This window comes from Martinezella paranaensis (assembly GCF_014200235.1).
GTDB lineage: Bacteria > Pseudomonadota > Alphaproteobacteria > Rhizobiales > Rhizobiaceae > Rhizobium > Rhizobium paranaense.
In genome coordinates, this window is sequence record NZ_JACHBI010000003.1 from 138,397 (window position 1) to 153,922 (window position 15,526).

Annotated in this window: 16 protein-coding genes and 1 riboswitch; of the genes, 7 read left to right on the top strand and 9 right to left on the bottom strand. The window is 58.5% G+C overall.

The window, feature by feature from the left end; all coding sequences use genetic code 11:
• Positions 1-70: 70 nt before the first annotated feature.
• Both GGD50_RS09565 and GGD50_RS09570 read right to left on the bottom strand, forming a co-directional pair.
• Complete coding sequence (locus tag GGD50_RS09565; RefSeq protein ID WP_183937734.1) at positions 71-835, bottom strand: GntR family transcriptional regulator; 765 nt, start codon at positions 833-835, stop codon at positions 71-73.
• A complete protein-coding gene (locus GGD50_RS09570; protein ID WP_183937736.1) occupies positions 832-1,716 on the bottom strand; it encodes a glucosamine kinase nucleotide-binding domain-containing protein in 885 nt (294 codons plus the stop codon). Before GGD50_RS09570 ends, GGD50_RS09565 begins: the two co-directional genes overlap by 4 nt.
• A gap of 546 nt (positions 1,717-2,262) precedes the next feature.
• Between GGD50_RS09570 and GGD50_RS09575 the strand changes: the two genes are divergently transcribed.
• The 7 genes from GGD50_RS09575 (at position 2,263) to phnF (ending at position 9,293) form a co-directional block, all read left to right on the top strand.
• The gene (locus tag GGD50_RS09575) at positions 2,263-3,522 is read left to right on the top strand and encodes an ABC transporter substrate-binding protein (protein WP_183937738.1); all 1,260 of its coding nucleotides are present in this window, start codon (positions 2,263-2,265) and stop codon (positions 3,520-3,522) included.
• A gap of 309 nt (positions 3,523-3,831) precedes the next feature.
• Positions 3,832-4,785 (top strand): carbohydrate ABC transporter permease, encoded by a 954-nt coding sequence (locus tag GGD50_RS09580; protein WP_183937740.1) that lies wholly within the window; start codon positions 3,832-3,834, stop codon positions 4,783-4,785.
• Positions 4,786-4,797: 12 nt separating this feature from the next.
• Positions 4,798-5,637, top strand: coding sequence for a carbohydrate ABC transporter permease (locus GGD50_RS09585; RefSeq protein WP_107108519.1), 840 nt, complete (start codon positions 4,798-4,800; stop codon positions 5,635-5,637).
• Positions 5,634-6,698, top strand: coding sequence for a Gfo/Idh/MocA family protein (locus tag GGD50_RS09590; protein WP_107108518.1), 1,065 nt, complete (start codon positions 5,634-5,636; stop codon positions 6,696-6,698). Before GGD50_RS09585 ends, GGD50_RS09590 begins: the two co-directional genes overlap by 4 nt.
• Before the next feature lie 13 nt (positions 6,699-6,711).
• On the top strand, positions 6,712-7,716 hold the full coding sequence (locus tag GGD50_RS09595) for an ABC transporter ATP-binding protein (protein ID WP_107108517.1): 1,005 nt from the start codon (positions 6,712-6,714) through the stop codon (positions 7,714-7,716).
• A gap of 160 nt (positions 7,717-7,876) precedes the next feature.
• Complete coding sequence (locus tag GGD50_RS09600; RefSeq protein ID WP_107108516.1) at positions 7,877-8,563, top strand: class I SAM-dependent methyltransferase; 687 nt, start codon at positions 7,877-7,879, stop codon at positions 8,561-8,563.
• A 1-nt stretch (position 8,564) separates the two neighbouring features.
• A complete protein-coding gene (gene phnF / locus GGD50_RS09605; protein WP_107108515.1) occupies positions 8,565-9,293 on the top strand; it encodes a phosphonate metabolism transcriptional regulator PhnF in 729 nt (242 codons plus the stop codon).
• 5 nt (positions 9,294-9,298) lie between these two features.
• Here the strand turns inward: phnF and GGD50_RS09610 are convergent, their stop codons facing one another.
• The 7 genes from GGD50_RS09610 to GGD50_RS09640 form a co-directional block, all read right to left on the bottom strand.
• On the bottom strand, positions 9,299-9,649 hold the full coding sequence (locus GGD50_RS09610) for a VOC family protein (RefSeq protein ID WP_107108514.1): 351 nt from the start codon (positions 9,647-9,649) through the stop codon (positions 9,299-9,301).
• Positions 9,650-9,708: 59 nt separating this feature from the next.
• Positions 9,709-10,185 carry a 6,7-dimethyl-8-ribityllumazine synthase gene (locus tag GGD50_RS09615; protein WP_107108513.1) on the bottom strand — a complete coding sequence of 159 codons (477 nt, stop codon included), beginning with the start codon at positions 10,183-10,185 and terminating at the stop codon, positions 9,709-9,711.
• A gap of 90 nt (positions 10,186-10,275) precedes the next feature.
• A riboswitch (FMN riboswitch) is annotated at positions 10,276-10,422 on the bottom strand.
• A 102-nt stretch (positions 10,423-10,524) separates the two neighbouring features.
• The gene (locus GGD50_RS09620) at positions 10,525-11,586 is read right to left on the bottom strand and encodes an ABC transporter ATP-binding protein (protein ID WP_107108512.1); all 1,062 of its coding nucleotides are present in this window, start codon (positions 11,584-11,586) and stop codon (positions 10,525-10,527) included.
• A gap of 11 nt (positions 11,587-11,597) precedes the next feature.
• The gene (locus GGD50_RS09625) at positions 11,598-12,386 is read right to left on the bottom strand and encodes an ABC transporter permease (RefSeq protein ID WP_107108511.1); all 789 of its coding nucleotides are present in this window, start codon (positions 12,384-12,386) and stop codon (positions 11,598-11,600) included.
• Positions 12,383-13,276, bottom strand: a complete 894-nt coding sequence (locus GGD50_RS09630) for an ABC transporter permease (RefSeq protein ID WP_107108510.1) — start codon at positions 13,274-13,276, stop codon at positions 12,383-12,385. The genes GGD50_RS09625 and GGD50_RS09630 overlap by 4 nt, the downstream gene beginning before the upstream one ends.
• Before the next feature lie 72 nt (positions 13,277-13,348).
• Positions 13,349-14,452, bottom strand: coding sequence for an ABC transporter substrate-binding protein (locus GGD50_RS09635; RefSeq protein ID WP_107108509.1), 1,104 nt, complete (start codon positions 14,450-14,452; stop codon positions 13,349-13,351).
• 188 nt (positions 14,453-14,640) lie between these two features.
• Complete coding sequence (locus tag GGD50_RS09640) at positions 14,641-15,513, bottom strand: MurR/RpiR family transcriptional regulator (protein WP_107108508.1); 873 nt, start codon at positions 15,511-15,513, stop codon at positions 14,641-14,643.
• Between the last annotated feature and the right edge of the window lie 13 nt (positions 15,514-15,526).

Genomic DNA, 15,526 nt, shown 5'->3' on the forward strand with positions numbered 1-15,526 from the left:
TTTTGAAGGCGGAGGTCGACGGGCTTGCCGATCGTTCCGACTGGATTGCCCGGCTCTGGTGAATTCGCCGTTACGTCGACCCGATCGTCAGCTCCGCAACAAAGTCATAGGCGTCGCCTCGATAAAGCGAACGGGTGAATTCCACCGCGCGGCCGGAGCCGAGGTAGGAGATACGTTCGATCGATAGGCCTGCAGCCCCGACGGGGACGCCGAGCAGACCGGCGTCGGCCTCTTTCATGTTGGTTGCGGAGATGCGCTGGACGGCACGAACCGGACGGACTTGGCGCTTTTCGAGTTCGGCATAGAGCGACGCAGTCACTATCGATGGGTCAGGCAGGAACTCGCCGGAGACGCTGGCATGTTCGATGGCGAGCGGCTGGTCGTCGGCGATGCGCAAACGGCTGAGGCGGGAGACCTTGGTGCCGGCGGCAAGGCCGAGGATCATCATTTCATCGGGTGATGGGGTGTGCACGCCTTTATGCAGCCATTCGGAGCGTGCCGTCATGCCGCGCCGCGCCATGTCTTCGGTGAAGGACGTTAGCTGCGATAGGCGCTGTTCGACTTTGGAGACTGGTTTGGCGACGAAAGTGCCGGAGCCATGCCGACGGACGAGGATGCCCTCCGCCACGAGATCGTCGATCGCCTTGCGTACCGTCACGCGGCTGACTGCTGCGTATTCGGCTATGTCGCGTTCCGGGGGCAGGGCGTCGCCATGTTTCAGCGTTCCGACCTTGACCGCCTCTTCAAGCGCGCGGCGCAGCTTCACATAGAGCGGGCCGGTGCCGCCGGCGAGCAGGCGTTCCGGCGAGAAGATATGGCTCAGATCCTCCGTCATTGCGTGCTCCCCATTTCTTTTTGCAGGAGCTTGGCCGCCAGTTCGACCGCGCCGCGCAATACGTCGCCTTTCGGTTCCGTCAAAAGCGCTTTATGCCGTGATTCGAGCCAGGGATGATATGCCTTCGATAGACCGCCAAGCAGGCAGATCGATGAGCACTCGGGCCAGAGCAGCGTGTCGAGACTTTCAGCGATAGCGTTCGCCGCGGCCTTAACGATGCCGACAGCGACTACATCGCCCGCTTCGGCATGTTCGAAGACCATCGGCGCGTAACGCGCGAAATCCTTCGGTTTGGAAACATGTGCGAATTCGACGACGCGTTCGGGATCGCCGTCGAATTCAGCCATGACCTTTTCGGTGATCGGCGAGGGTGGGTGCACCTTGTCATGCGCCAGAAGCGAGCGTTCCAGCAGATCGCGGCCGAGACGAGCACCACTGGCCTGGTCGCCGATGACAAAGCCCCAGCCGCCGATACCCCAGACCTTGCCATTGCGGCGAGCATTGTAGACGGAACCGGTGCCGAACGCGCCGATGATCCCATCGGCATCGCCAAGCGCGCCCTGAAGCGCAATCATCGCATCAGTGACGACATGACTGTTGGCAAAGGGCAGGGCTTTTTCAATGCGCTTGCCATAATCACCGACATTGGCGCCGGCGGTGCCGACAACGGCGGGCAGCGTATAAACCAATTCCGGATCAAGTCCGGCTTCGCTGAGGGCCTGTCGGGCCGATGCGACGATGTTGACCAGAGAGTTTTCGAGATCGGAAAGGATATTGGCAGCCCCCGCCTTGCCGCTGCCGAGAACTTTGCCCATCCTATCTGTCACAGCAGCGCGGCAGCTCGTCCCCCCGCCGTCGATACCGATCGCAAACTCCGTCATCACACCCTCCGGATACCGCTCGTTCCCCGTTTTTTTCTACAATACCAAAAAAATACCATTTACCAATAGGTAATGCGCTGCTTTTTTCGCGTTTTTATCTATTTGAAAAATAAAGATAAAATTTTTTATCGCTTTTTCTCACTCACGAAAGTTAAATTTCGGCTGGACAATTGGTATTTTTTTGGCCTTAATTCTTTCAAGGGAACAGTTCGAGCAGGCATCGGCAGAACCGGCAGAATAACAATAGCCGGCGGCCAGCAGAAGGTGGCGGACCTCTGCCGTTGTCAGGAGTCGCGTGGATCAAAAGGATCTGCGCGACGGCGTTCGTCATGATTTCTCGTGTGTTGAGTTTGTGTGTCCTTGGCCGGTCGTCCGGCGGGTCACGATTGGTCGGGCCGACCAGGCACAGTGCCTTGCGCGCCCTTGTGCATTTGGGACCGGCAATGTTGGCGGTCCTTGTGGAGCGTTGGCTGTTTTCTCAGATGGCCGGCGGATTTTCAGATCGAGAACAGTGCCTGATTCCGGGCGCTTAAACAGGAGAGGGAAATGAAAAAGAATGTTCTGAAAGGCTTGCTCCTCGCATCCAGCCTGCTGACCTCGGTCGGCTTCGCGCATGCGGCGGACGTGACGCTGACGGTTGAAAGCTGGCGCAACGACGACCTGCAGATTTGGCAGGAGAAGATCATCCCGGCATTCGAAGCCAAGAACCCCGGCATCAAGATCGTCTTCTCGCCGACGGCTCCGACCGAGTACAACGCATCGCTGAACGCCAAGCTTGAAGCTGGCTCTGCGGGCGACATCATCACCTGCCGCCCCTTCGACGCCTCGCTGGATCTCTTCAAGAAAAAGCAGTTGACCGACCTGACGGCGCTGAAGGGTATGGACAACTTCTCGCCGGTCGCCAAGGCCGCCTGGACCACCGATGACGGCAAGTCGACCTTCTGCGTACCGATGGCTTCGGTCATTCACGGCTTCATCTACAACAAGGATGCCTTCGACAAGCTCGGTTTGAAGGTTCCGGCAACTCGCGACGAATTCTTCGCAGTGCTGGACAAGCTCAAGGCTGACGGCACATACATTCCGATGGCTATGGGCACGAAGGACCTCTGGGAAGCCGCAACCATGGGCTACCAGAACATCGGCCCGAACTACTGGAAGGGTGAGGACGGCCGCCTGGCTCTGATCTCCGGCAAGCAAAAGCTGACGGATGCCCCGTGGGTTGATCCTTACAAGGAACTCGCCAAGTGGAAGCCTTACCTCGGCGACGGCTTCGAAGCCCAGAGCTACTCGGACAGCCAGAACCTCTTCACGCTCGGCAAGGCTGCCATCTATCCGGCTGGTTCGTGGGAAATCGCGCTGTTCAACACGCAGGCTCAGTTCAAGATGGGTGCCTTCCCGCCGCCGGTCGCAAAGGCTGGTGACACGGCCTACATCTCCGACCATCCGGATATCGGCGTTGGCCTGAACGCCAAGAGCAAGCATGCAGAAGAAGCCAAGAAGTTCCTGAGCTGGGTTGCTTCCGACGAGTTCGCCAACATCTACGCCAACGCGCTGCCGGGCTTCTTCAGCCTGAATTCGCACCCGGTAAAGATGAGTGATCCGCTCGCCCAGGAATTCGTCTCCTGGCGCGACAATCATAAGTCGACCGTTCGTTCGACCTACCAGATCCTGTCGCGCGGCACGCCGAACCTGGAAAACGAAACCTGGACGGCATCTGCAAACGTGATCAATGGCACGGACACGCCGGAACAGGCTGCCACGAAGCTGCAGAAGGGCCTCGATAGCTGGTTCAAGCCGGGCAAGTAATCCTGCTTTGACGCAATATGGGTGAGGGGCCTCATCGCTCCTCACCTTATTCCACAGCCGGTGCATGCGAATAGACGAAGGATAGAGTCATCGGTTGCCGCTTTCCCGCTTTTGACGGGTAAGTATATGACATGCCTTCATTATTTCGTATGCCGATGAGCCGCCGGACCGGTTGTTGCCGCGACACTACGTCGTGCCGCGCCCGATATTGTTTCTCCATATTTGTCTGGAGAGCCGGAACAGCGGGCGAATTTGAACATTTGCGCTGCCGCCCCGATACGCAGCCATAAAAAAAGCAGGCAGAGAGCCATGAGCGAAGCCGATATATCAGCCGCTTTCGATGCGGTCCCAATCAAGCGTCAAAGACGTTGGCATATCTTCGTTTTTCTTCTTCCGGCCTTCATCGTCTACACCGCGGTGATGATCCTGCCTCTGATCGAGACATTGCGGCTGTCGCTGTATAATGTCGTCGACAACCAGTCGACCTTCGTGGGTCTCAACAATTTCAAAGTGTTGTTCGGGGATGAACGCTGGTCGCATGACTTCTGGAATGCGCTGCGCAACAATTTGATCTTCTTCGTCATCCATATGTGCGTGCAGAACCCGATTGGTGTTGCGCTCGCGGCGCTGCTGTCGCTACCGAAGCTGCGGTTCGTCGCCTTTTATCGCACCGCCATGTTTCTGCCGACGCTGCTTTCCTTCGTTATCGTCGGTTTCATCTGGAAGCTGATATTATCGCCGCTCTGGGGTGTGGCGCCCGATTTGATGGGCCTTGTCGGCCTTAAGTCGTTCTTTGCCCCCTGGCTCGGCAAACCGGGAACGGCTCTGATCACCGTCGCGCTGATTTCGGTCTGGCAATATGTCGGCATCCCGATGATGCTGATCTATGCCGCGCTGCTGAACATTCCTGAAGAAGTCATCGAGGCGGCCGAGTGCGATGGTGTTACCGGCTGGAGCCAGTTCTGGAAGATCAAGCTGCCGTTGGTGCTGCCGGCGATCGGCATCATCTCGATCCTGACCTTCGTTGGCAATTTCAACGCATTCGATCTTGTCTATACTGTGCAGGGCGCGCTGGCGGGGCCGGATGGTTCCACCGATATTCTCGGCACGCTGCTCTACCGCGTCTTCTTCGGCTTCCAGCTACAGCTCGGCGACCGCTCCATGGGCGCGACGATCGCGACAGTGATGTTCCTGATCATTCTCGCCGGCGTCTCGTTCTATCTTTTCATCGTCCAGCGGCGCATCCGCCGCTACCAGTTCTGAGGAGAGGCGACCATGTCCAAGGCACGCACTTCCCTTGCCCGCTCCAGCCTCGTGCATCTGGCGTTGATCGCCTACACGTTGCTTGCCGTTTTCCCGGTGTTCCTGACCATCATCAATTCCTTCAAGGACCGCGCCTCGATCTTCCGTGCGCCCTTGAGCATCCCGACGCCCTCCAGCTTCAGCCTGATCGGTTATCAGACCGTTCTTAAGCAGGGGGATTTCCTGACCTATTTCGAGAACAGCTTCATCGTGACGATTGTCTCGATCGTCTTGACGCTGCTGTTCGGCGCCATGGCCGCCTTCGCACTGTCGGAATACCGTTTCCGCGGCAATACGATCATGGGGCTTTATCTCGCAATCGGCATTATGATCCCGATCCGCCTCGGTACGGTCGCGATCCTGCAGGGCATGGTCGCCGCCGGCTTGGTCAATACGCTGACCTCGCTGATCCTTGTCTATACGGCCCAGGGCCTGCCGCTCGCCATCTTCATACTGTCTGAATTCATGCGGACCGTCTCCGATGACCTGAAGAATGCGGGCCGCATCGACGGGCTTAGCGAATATGCGATTTTCTTCCGTCTCGTGGTGCCGCTCATTCGTCCGGCCATGGCAACGGTCGCCGTCTTCACCATGATCCCGATCTGGAACGACCTGTGGTTCCCGCTGATCCTGGCGCCGAGCGAGGCGACAAAGACGGTGACGTTGGGCTCGCAGATCTTCATCGGCCAATTCGTGACCAACTGGAATGCGGTCCTGGCGGCGCTGACGCTCGCCATCCTGCCCATCCTCATCCTCTATGTCATCTTCTCACGCCAACTCATTCGCGGCATTACCTCCGGAGCAGTCAAGTGAGCTCATCTCATAAGCCGATCCGCGTCTTGGTCGCCGGCCTTGGCAATATGGGCCGCAGCCATGCGCTCGCCTATCACAACAATCCCGGTTTCGAGATCGTTGGCCTGGTCAATCGCTCGATGCCGAAGCTGGCCGACGAGCTGCAGGGTTACACGATCCATCCGGATTTCGAGACGGCGCTAAAGGAGTTGAAGCCCGATCTCTGCTCGATCAACACCTATTCCGACAGCCACGCGGACTATGCGGTCATGGCTTTCGAGGCGGGCTGCGACGTCTTCGTGGAAAAGCCGCTGGCGACGACTGTCGAGGATGCGGAGCGTGTTGTGGCCGCAGCCAAGAAAGCCGGCCGCAAGCTGGTGATCGGCTATATTCTGCGTCATCATCCGTCCTGGACACGGCTGATTGCGGAAGCACGCAAGTTCGGCGGTCCTTATGTCTTCCGAATGAACCTGAACCAGCAGTCGAGTGGGCCGACCTGGGAGACGCATAAGGCGCTGATGCGCACGACGCCGCCGATCGTCGATTGCGGCGTGCATTATGTCGACGTCATGTGCCAGATCACGGACGCCAAGCCCGTCGAGGTGCGCGGCATGGGTCTGCGCCTATCGGACGAGATCGCGCCGGACATGTACAATTACGGCCATCTGCAGGTGATCTACGAAGACGGTTCGGTCGGCTGGTATGAGGCCGGCTGGGGGCCGATGATTTCCGAAACCGCCTTCTTTGTGAAGGATGTGATGTCGCCGAATGGCGCGGTATCGATCGTCATGGACCCCAACGCCAAGTCCGACGACATCGATACGCACACCAAGACCTCCGTCATCCGGCTACATACCGCCGAGACCGGCCCGAACGGCAAGTTCATCCGTCCGGACCAGGATCTGCGCATGGATGGCGAGCCGGGTCATCAGGAGCTGTGCGATCGCGAACAAGCCTTCATGCTGAAGGCCATCCGTGAGGATATCGACCTCAGCCGCCATATGGCCGATGCCGTTCAATCGCTGCGCATTTGCCTCGCCGCCGACGAGAGCGTGCGTACCGGCAAGCCCGTTTATTTGTAAGGGATAAGAGACTGTGGGATCGCTTCAACTGAAATCCATTCGCAAGGCCTATGGTACGCATGATGTGCTGAAGGGCATCGACCTCGAGGTGAAGGATGGCGAGTTCGTCATTTTCGTCGGCCCTTCCGGCTGCGGCAAGTCGACCCTTCTGCGCAGCATCGCCGGCCTGGAGGACGTGACCTCGGGCGCGGTGCTGATCAACGGCACCGACGTGACGGTAACGCCGCCCGCCAAGCGCGGCATTTCCATGGTGTTCCAGTCCTATGCGCTCTATCCGCATCTGACGGTGAAGGACAATATGGGCCTTGGCCTGAAGCAGGCCGGCACCGCCAAGGATGAGATCGATAACCGTGTGGAGAAGGCGTCGAGCATGCTTTCCCTCGCGCCTTATCTCGCCCGCCGCCCGGCGGAGCTCTCCGGCGGTCAGCGTCAGCGTGTCGCCATCGGCCGCGCCATCGTGCGCGAACCGGAGCTCTTCCTCTTCGACGAGCCGCTGTCGAACCTCGATGCGGCATTGCGCGTCCAGACCCGCCTCGAAATCGCCCGCCTGCATCGCAGCCTCAAGGCGACGATGATTTATGTCACCCACGATCAGGTGGAGGCCATGACGCTGGCTGACAAGATCGTCGTGATGAACGCCGGTGCGATCGAGCAGATCGGTTCGCCGATGGAGCTTTATAACCGCCCTGCGAATGTCTTCGTTGCCGGCTTCATCGGTTCGCCGCAGATGAATTTCATCCCTGCGGAAAAGCTCGAACAGAGCGGCGCGAAAACCGTCGGCATCCGTCCGGAGCATATCACGTTGTCACGCGAGCAAGGCACATGGGCGGCCAAGGTCATCCATGTCGAACACCTCGGCGCCGACACGATCATCTATCTCGAATCCGATCAAACCGGCCTTCTGACCGCGCGCCTCTTCGGCGAACACAAATATGAGCCGGACGAAACGGTCTATGCCACACCGGACACGGGACACATGCATCGCTTCGACGAGAATGATCAGGCTATCCGCGCGTAGGCCTTGGCTCTTAGCGAATTGAAGAGGGCTCTGCTTCGGCAGGGCCTTTTTTTATTTGTCCAGCGATAGCTTCCAATAGTCCAGTCGTCCGGACGAATTCACATGCCTGTCACAGGGCTGCGTTATTGCTCGCTCAGTCCACTCCAACAGCGAGCGCATGATGACAAACGCAGCAACCACCTACGCAACGTGGCATACCGAACCGAACGGCGACATCGCGATGGCGGAGTCGCATAGTCCGCTTTGGCGGCATTTCATCGAGACCGTACCGGAGCGGGACTTTTCGTCGAAGACGGTACTGGATTTTGGCTGCAATCGTGGCGGCTTCCTGCGGCTGCTTCACGCGATGCGGCCGTTTCGCCGCGGCGTCGGCATCGACATCGCCTCGGAATCGGTTGCGGCGGCTGTCGCGGCCAAGGGCAATATGCCGTTGGAATTTCATGTCACCACCGATCTTTCGCCTTTTGTCGACAGCTTCGATGTCGCGTTCAGCTATGAGGTGGTCTATCTGCTGCCGGAATTGAAGCGGCACGCGGAGCAGATGTTCGAGGTCATGCGCAATGGTGGCATCTATTATGCGGTCACCGGCTGCCACAACGAGATGCCCCTCTGGCCGAAATGGCGCGAGCTGATCGGCGGCAACAGCAATGCGCCGGTACAGGATCGCTCTCCCCAGGACTATATCGACGCCTTCGTTGCCGCAGGCTTCAATGTCTCCGTCAGGCGTTTCGGCTATGACGGTTTCGTCAGCGGCTCGAAGGATCGCAAATATTATCCGAGCATTCTCGATGCTCTCGCCTATCCCGCCGAATACAAGCTGTTGTTCCGGCTTGAAAAGCGCGTGTGACATGGAGACGATCGACCGCAAGAGCGGCAGCGCTCTCTGGCATCAGATCGGCGAAATCCTGGCGGCGGATATCGCCGCCGGGACCTTTGCTCCGGGCGCCAAATTGCCGACCGAACCGGAGCTTATGGAACGCTTCGGCGTCAGCCGCTTCACCGTCCGTCAGGCGCTCGGCCATCTGGAGCAGCGGGGACTGGTGCGCGCCGAGCAAGGACGGGGAACCTTCGTGCACCGAGGGGCTCTCGATTATACGCTGTCGAAGAAGACACGGTTCTCCAAGAATCTGATCGAGCAGGGTTTCGAGCCTGGCGGCGAGCTATTGATCCACGAGGTCGTTGCAGCGTCGGAGCGTGTAGCGGCACGGCTGAAGCTGGCGTCCGGCGCACCCGTCATCCATCGCCGCGGCGTGATGACGGCAGACGGTGTTCCCGTCGAACTCGGCGACAGTTATTATCCGGCTGACCGCTTTCCTGATTTCGATAAGGCGAGGTTGCAATACGAGACCATCAGCGCGGCGCTCGCCAGCTACGGTGTCCACGACTATGTACGCCTGTCGACCGAGATCGAGGCGCGCATGCCAAGTGCCGAGGAGGCACGGCTGTTGCGGCAGCCGAAGTCGACACCGGTATTGGTCATCCTCAAAGTGGATGTCGATAGCGACGGCGTACCCATAGCCTATGCTGAGACACTATGGTCGGCGGAACGGGTGACCTTCAACGTCGATTTGGGATGAACTGCCTATCGGTGGGACAGAATATTCACGATCTTGCCCAAGGGGTCGCGGACATAAAAGCGCCGGACGCCCCAGGGTTCGTCGTTCAGTTCGTAGACGATATCGAACTGCATCGATCGGGCGCGCTGATAGACCTGATCGACATCGTCGACCTCGATCGAAAGATCTGGAACGGTCGTGCCTGAGCCGCCTTCGCTGGCTATGCTGATCTGTGGGACAGTCTGGGCTTTGGAGGCGAAGGTCATGATCCAGCCGTGGTCCATGACGATATCCAAGCCGAGCAGGTCGCCATAGAAGACACGGGCGCTTGCGGGATCGGCGGCATGCAGATTGGGCACAATTCGCAGGACGGTCATGTGATGCTCCTTGCCCGAGAAATGGAGGCGGGCCTTTGCCGCGCCTCCATCATCTTAACTCAGACCGTCACCGATGGCAGCAGTTTGGCGCGTTCGCTCAGGATCTGGCGGCAAGCGTTTGCCACTTCCTGACCCTTGATGACGAAATGCTGCTTGAAGAAATGAATATGCGCTTCCGTTTCCTGGAAATGGTGGGGCGTCAGCACGGTCGAAAGAATCGGAACGCCGGTATCCAGTTGCACACGCATCATCGCATCGAGAACGGTATCGGCAACGAAATCGTGGCGGTAGATGCCGCCGTCGACGACGAAGGCGGTTGCGATGATCGCGCTATAGCGGCCGTTGCGCGCGAGCGTCTGCGCATGCAGCGGGATTTCCAGGGCACCCGGCACATCAAAAATGTCGATCGGGGAGGCGCCTTCGGTCTTCTGCCATTCGGCAACGAAGGAATCGACGCACTGATCGACGATGTCGGCATGCCAGCGAGCCCGGATCAACGCTATGCGGCCCGGCTGTGTCGAAATGGAAATGGTCATTAACTTTGCCTTTCAAGGGTTTAACTCAATATCCCTTGGGCGAACACGCAAGGTCGCAGAAGCCCCTTATGCGAAGGAGCTGTCGACCCAGCTTGCTCTCTTCCATCCGGACTATACCGTCGGCTCCGGCCTCTCACCGGATCTGCTGACCCTTCCGGCAACCGGAAGGCGCTCGCGGGCTCGGAGACCAGTCTCCATACCGCCGGTGGGGAATTGCACCCCGCCCTGAGAACGGCTGGACTATAAATGCGGTGCAACAGAAATCAAAGAAAAACGCCGGGCTTTTGGCCCGGCGTTCGCGAATAATTTTCCAAACTTCCCTGCCGCGCAGGGAGGCGATCAATCCTGGATGACAAGCAGATCGGAGGAGGCAAACCGTAGCGTGACCTTCTCGCCGACGCTCGGAGGCATCATGCCCGGGCTGTTGAACATGTCGAAGGAAATGGTGTTGCCGGCCACGTTCATGCGGGTGCGGATGACCGAACCCAGGAAGTGCGCCGAGGAGACTTCGCCCGTCAGTGCGGTGTCGCCCTTGGCCGATTCCGCCAGCGAGCCGGCTTCCGGACGTAAAGCAAGCGATACGGTGTCGCCGGGCTTATAGGCGGTGACCGATTGCTTCAATGTGACGTTCTGATCGCCGATCGTGATGCGGCTGTTGTCGGGATCGACGACCTTGCCTTCAATGAGGTTCAGCGTGCCGACGAAGGAGGCCACGAAGCGGGTGGCCGGCGTATTGTAGATTTCAAAGGGCGTGCCGATCTGATCGGCGCGGCCGGCATTCATGACGACGATGCGGTCGGAGATCGACAGCGCCTCTTCCTGATCGTGCGTCACGAAGACAGTGGTGATGCCAAGCTGCTGCTGGATCGCACGGATTTCTTCGCGCAGCGATATGCGGATCTTAGCGTCCAGCGCCGAGAGCGGCTCATCGAGCAGGAGCACTTGGGGCTTGACGGCGATGGCGCGGGCGAGCGCCACGCGCTGCTGCTGACCGCCGGACATCTGATAGGGGAAGCGGGTGGCAAGATGATCGAGCTTGATGAGGCTCAGCATCTCCTTGACGCGCTTGTCGATGTCGGATTTCGCCATGCCGGCGACCTTGAGGCCGAAAGCGACGTTGTCATGCACCGTCATGTTCGGAAACAGGGCGTAAGCCTGAAAGACCATGCCGATGTTGCGCTGGTTCGGTTTCAGCGCTCGCTGGTCTTTGCCATTGATCGTCAGCGTTCCGGCCGTCGGGTTTTCGAAACCGGCGATCATGCGCAGCACGGTCGTCTTGCCGCAGCCAGAGGGTCCGAGGAAGGAGATGAACTCTCCTTTCTCGATCTGCATATTGAAATCGTGAACGACGTGAACGTCGCCGAAGGACTTCTTGATGTGGGTGAGTTCGAGAAAAGCCATGGTGCGAAGCCTTACGCCTTAACCGGAGCCAGTTTTGAGAAGCGGGAAACGAGCTGCAGCAAGCCCATGCTGAGCCAGGTGACAGCGAGCGCGATGATAGCCAGCGCCGAAGACTGATAAGCCTGGTTGGCGCCGACAAGCTGCATGTATGGGCCGAAAGCCGGACGATTGAGCAGGGATGCCATCGTGAATTCGCCCATGACGATCGCCAGCGTGATGAAGGCGCCGGAAAGGACGCCGCTCATAACATTGGGAAAAATGCAGCGGAACATAATGGTCGTCCACTTAGCGCCAAGACTTTCGGCGGCTTCCGTCAGGGTGCCGACATCGATCGTGCGCATCGCCGTATCGACTGAACGATACATATAGGGGAGGGAGAGGACAATATAGGAGCAGACCAGAAGGAAGTTCGTCGACTGCTCGAAGCCCGTCAAAGGTAGGATCGACGACGAATTATAGAGGCGCAGATAGCCGAAGACGATGACGATGGCGGGAATGACCAGCGGCATCAAGGTGATGAATTCGACGATCGGGCGTATCTGCGGCAAACGGAGGCGCACCCAATAAGCCGTGGGCACGACGATCAGCATGCCGAAGATGATGGTCAGCAAGGCCATGAGCATCGAATAGCCGAACGCGTACAGGAAGTGAGCGTCCGAAAAGACCGATGCATAGGCGTCGAAACTATAGGCGTCGCGTCGCATGCGCAGCGAGAATTCCAGCGTACCGATGAGCGGAACGATGAAATAGATGGCGCCGATGACGACCGCGATCCAGGCAAAGAATTTTTGCAGCTTCATTTCTGCCACCGTTCCGCGCGCATGCGCATGATGATGTAGATGACGTTGGAAATGCCAGTGATGACGATCATGCCGAGAGCCATCGCATAACCGAGATTGGCGTTGTGCAGGACGTCGCCACGGATCTGGGCATAGAGCTGGATCGGTATGATGTTCAGCGAGCTGCCCGTCAGTGCGATGGCCGTTGCGATGGCGCCGAAGGCGTTGGCAAACAGCAGCAGCGTCGTGCCAAGCAGACTCGGCCAGAGAATGGGGAGCGCCACCATAAGCCAATATTGTCCAGTGGTCGCTCCGAGGATGGATGCGGCTTCACGCCATTCCTTTTTCATACCGTCCAGTGCCGGCGTGATGATCAGCACCATCAGCGGAATCTGGAAGTACATATAGGTGATGGTCAAGCCGACGAAGCTGTAGAGATTGAAGCCTGCATGAAAAATGTCGAAGCCAAGCCAGTTTTTCAGCAGCAGCGTGACGAGGCCCAGGCGACCGATCGTGGCGATGAATGCAAAAGCCAGAGGTACGCCGGCGAAATTCGAGGCGACACCGGAAAAGGTCAAAAACGTATGGCGCAGCCAAGCCGGCAGGCCGCCCATGACGAGCGCCCAGGCCAGATAAAAGCCGATCAAGGCGCCGCCAAGAGAGGATGCCAGCGATACCTTGATGCTGATCCAGTAGGAGTCCCAGATGGACTCTGTGAACAGATCGCCGATGTTCTTTAGCGTCAAGCTGCCATCGGGCGTCAGAAAGGCGCCTGCGATCAGATAGATCGTGGGGAGAATTAGAAACAGCAGCGCGAAGATCAGGAAGGGCGCTATGCCCAGCCAATCGACAACCATGCGTTTATTGATCATGGGAGTGGAATTGATCGTTGATGTCGTGACGATGCTCATGATTGGCCCGATCCGCGGCGTCAAAAAAAGGAAAACCTCCCCGCTGAGGCGGGGAGGCCATGTCAGGTCTGATTACTTTACGTTCGAACCGACGACCGAATCCCACTTGGTGGTGATGGCGGTCTTGCCAGCGGCCTGTTCGTCGAGCGTCGGGAAGACAGCCTTTTCATAGGCGGCAGCCGGCGGCAGCTTGTCGAGAAGTTCCTGCGGAACTTTCTTGTTCTTCGCCAGGTCGTTGAAGCGGATCGGGTGGCAATAGCCCTTCAGCCAGCCAATCTGACCTTCGTCGGAATAGAGGAACTCCATCCAGAGCTTGGCAGCGTTCGGATGCGGAGCAAAAGCCGAGATCGCCTGAACGTAAACGCCGGCGATGACGCCCGAAGCCGGAACCGTAACGTCAATCGGCGGGTTGCCGTTCAGGCTGTCGCGCCATGCGAGGCCGTTATAGTCCCAAGCGACGACGATCGGGGTTGCGCCCTGTGCGAGCGAAGCGGACTTGCCGATGACCGGAACGAAGTTGCCAGCCTTGTTCAGCTTTGCGAAGTAGTCGAGGCCAGCGGCACCGATCTTGGTGGCATCCTTTTCACCGGCAGCCAGGCCAGCGGCGTAAACGGCCTGAACGGCCTGGTTCGACGTGCGCGGGTCGCCAGCGAGCGAAACGGTGTTGGCGTAGTCCGACTTCTGCAGGTCAGCCCAGTCCTTCGGCGGGTTCTTCACAACGTCCTTGTTGGTGACGAAGGAGAGAACGCCGTAGTAGTCGCCGTACCAGAAACCGTCAGCATCCTTGGCGCTGTCCGGAATGGAATCCCAGGTGGAAACCTTGTAGGGCTGCAGCAGGCCTTCCTTCTTGGCGGTCGGGCCGAAGGAGAGACCAACGTCGATCACGTCGGGAGCCTGCGGGCCGGTGTTGCCCTTGTTGGCGCGAATGGCTTCAACTTCATCGCCCGACCCAGCGTCCGGGTTCAGTTCGTTGACATCGATGCCGTATTTCGCCTTGAAGGCAGCGATCAGATCGCCGTAACCGCACCAGTTGTGGGGCAGAGCGATGGTGGTAAGCGTGCCTTCCTTCTTGGCGGCGGCGATAAGGTCTGCGCTCGGTTCAGCAGCAGCAATGGCAGTCGAAGCTACGAGCATTGCAGTGGAGAGCGTCAGAAGACGATGAATTGTCGAGATCACTGGTATTCCTCCTTTTGGGTTTTCAGTGTCTGGCGTTGCTGTTAATGACGTTGCATGAAGGTTGTGTGACGGGTTCCAGTGGGTTGCGTCTCCTGAAAACACCGGGGATTTACTTTTATCCGCCGATGATGACAGGCTCTGTCTTGCTGGCCGATCCCCAGGTTGTGTTTTTATACTTTCCTTTCCTCCTAACCTAGTTTGCGGAACAGCCTTGTTTGTTCGAACAGGCCTTCAAGCGTTTTCATACGTTCACTCGTCTCGTCCCAGGTCGAGCTTTGTACGGCTTCGATCAGGGCTTCGATGATGAAGAGGGTGACGACGGAGGAATCCCAGGCGGAAGGCGCCTCGATTTGTACGCGGAATGTGTGTTTTGCGTATTTGACGGCGGGGCTCGCCCATTGGTCGGTGAAGACGATGATCTCGGCCCCGCGACGGCGCGCGGCGGCGGCAAGGCTGACCATTTCCTGCTCGTAGCGTCTGATATCGAAGATCACGAGCAGGTCGCCGGGATTCATGTTCAGAACATATTGCGGCCAGGAACTGGAATTGGAGGACAGCAAGGTCGTGTTCGGGCGGATGACCTGCATGTGGGTGAAGAAATATTCGGCAAGCGCGCCGGTGATGCGTCCACCAACGAAATAAAGCCCGCGCTTGGGCTCCGACAACAGCGTAGCCACGTTATCGAAAGTTGCCGCGTCGATGTCCGTCAGGGTCTGACGGAGATTGCCCATGATGGCGTCTGCAAAGCGATTGAGAATATGCGTACCGGGAGCATTGGACGCCCAGCGGTCATGCTTCGTAAGCGGATTCGAGATGGTCGCCTCGACCTCCTGATGGAGGCGCGACTGAAAGTCCGGATAGCCTTTGAAACCAAGTTTCTGCACCATGCGCGCCACGGTCGGCGTGGATACCCGCGCATTTTCGGCTACCGTCGTAATGCTGCCCAACCCCGAAACGGGATAGTTGTCGAGCAGGCTCTTGGCGAGCTGCTTCTCGGCGCGTGTCAGCGCTTCAAATTGGTCATTGATTACGTCCGAAACTGTTTTCGACGCATTGCTCACTCGATTTTGCTCC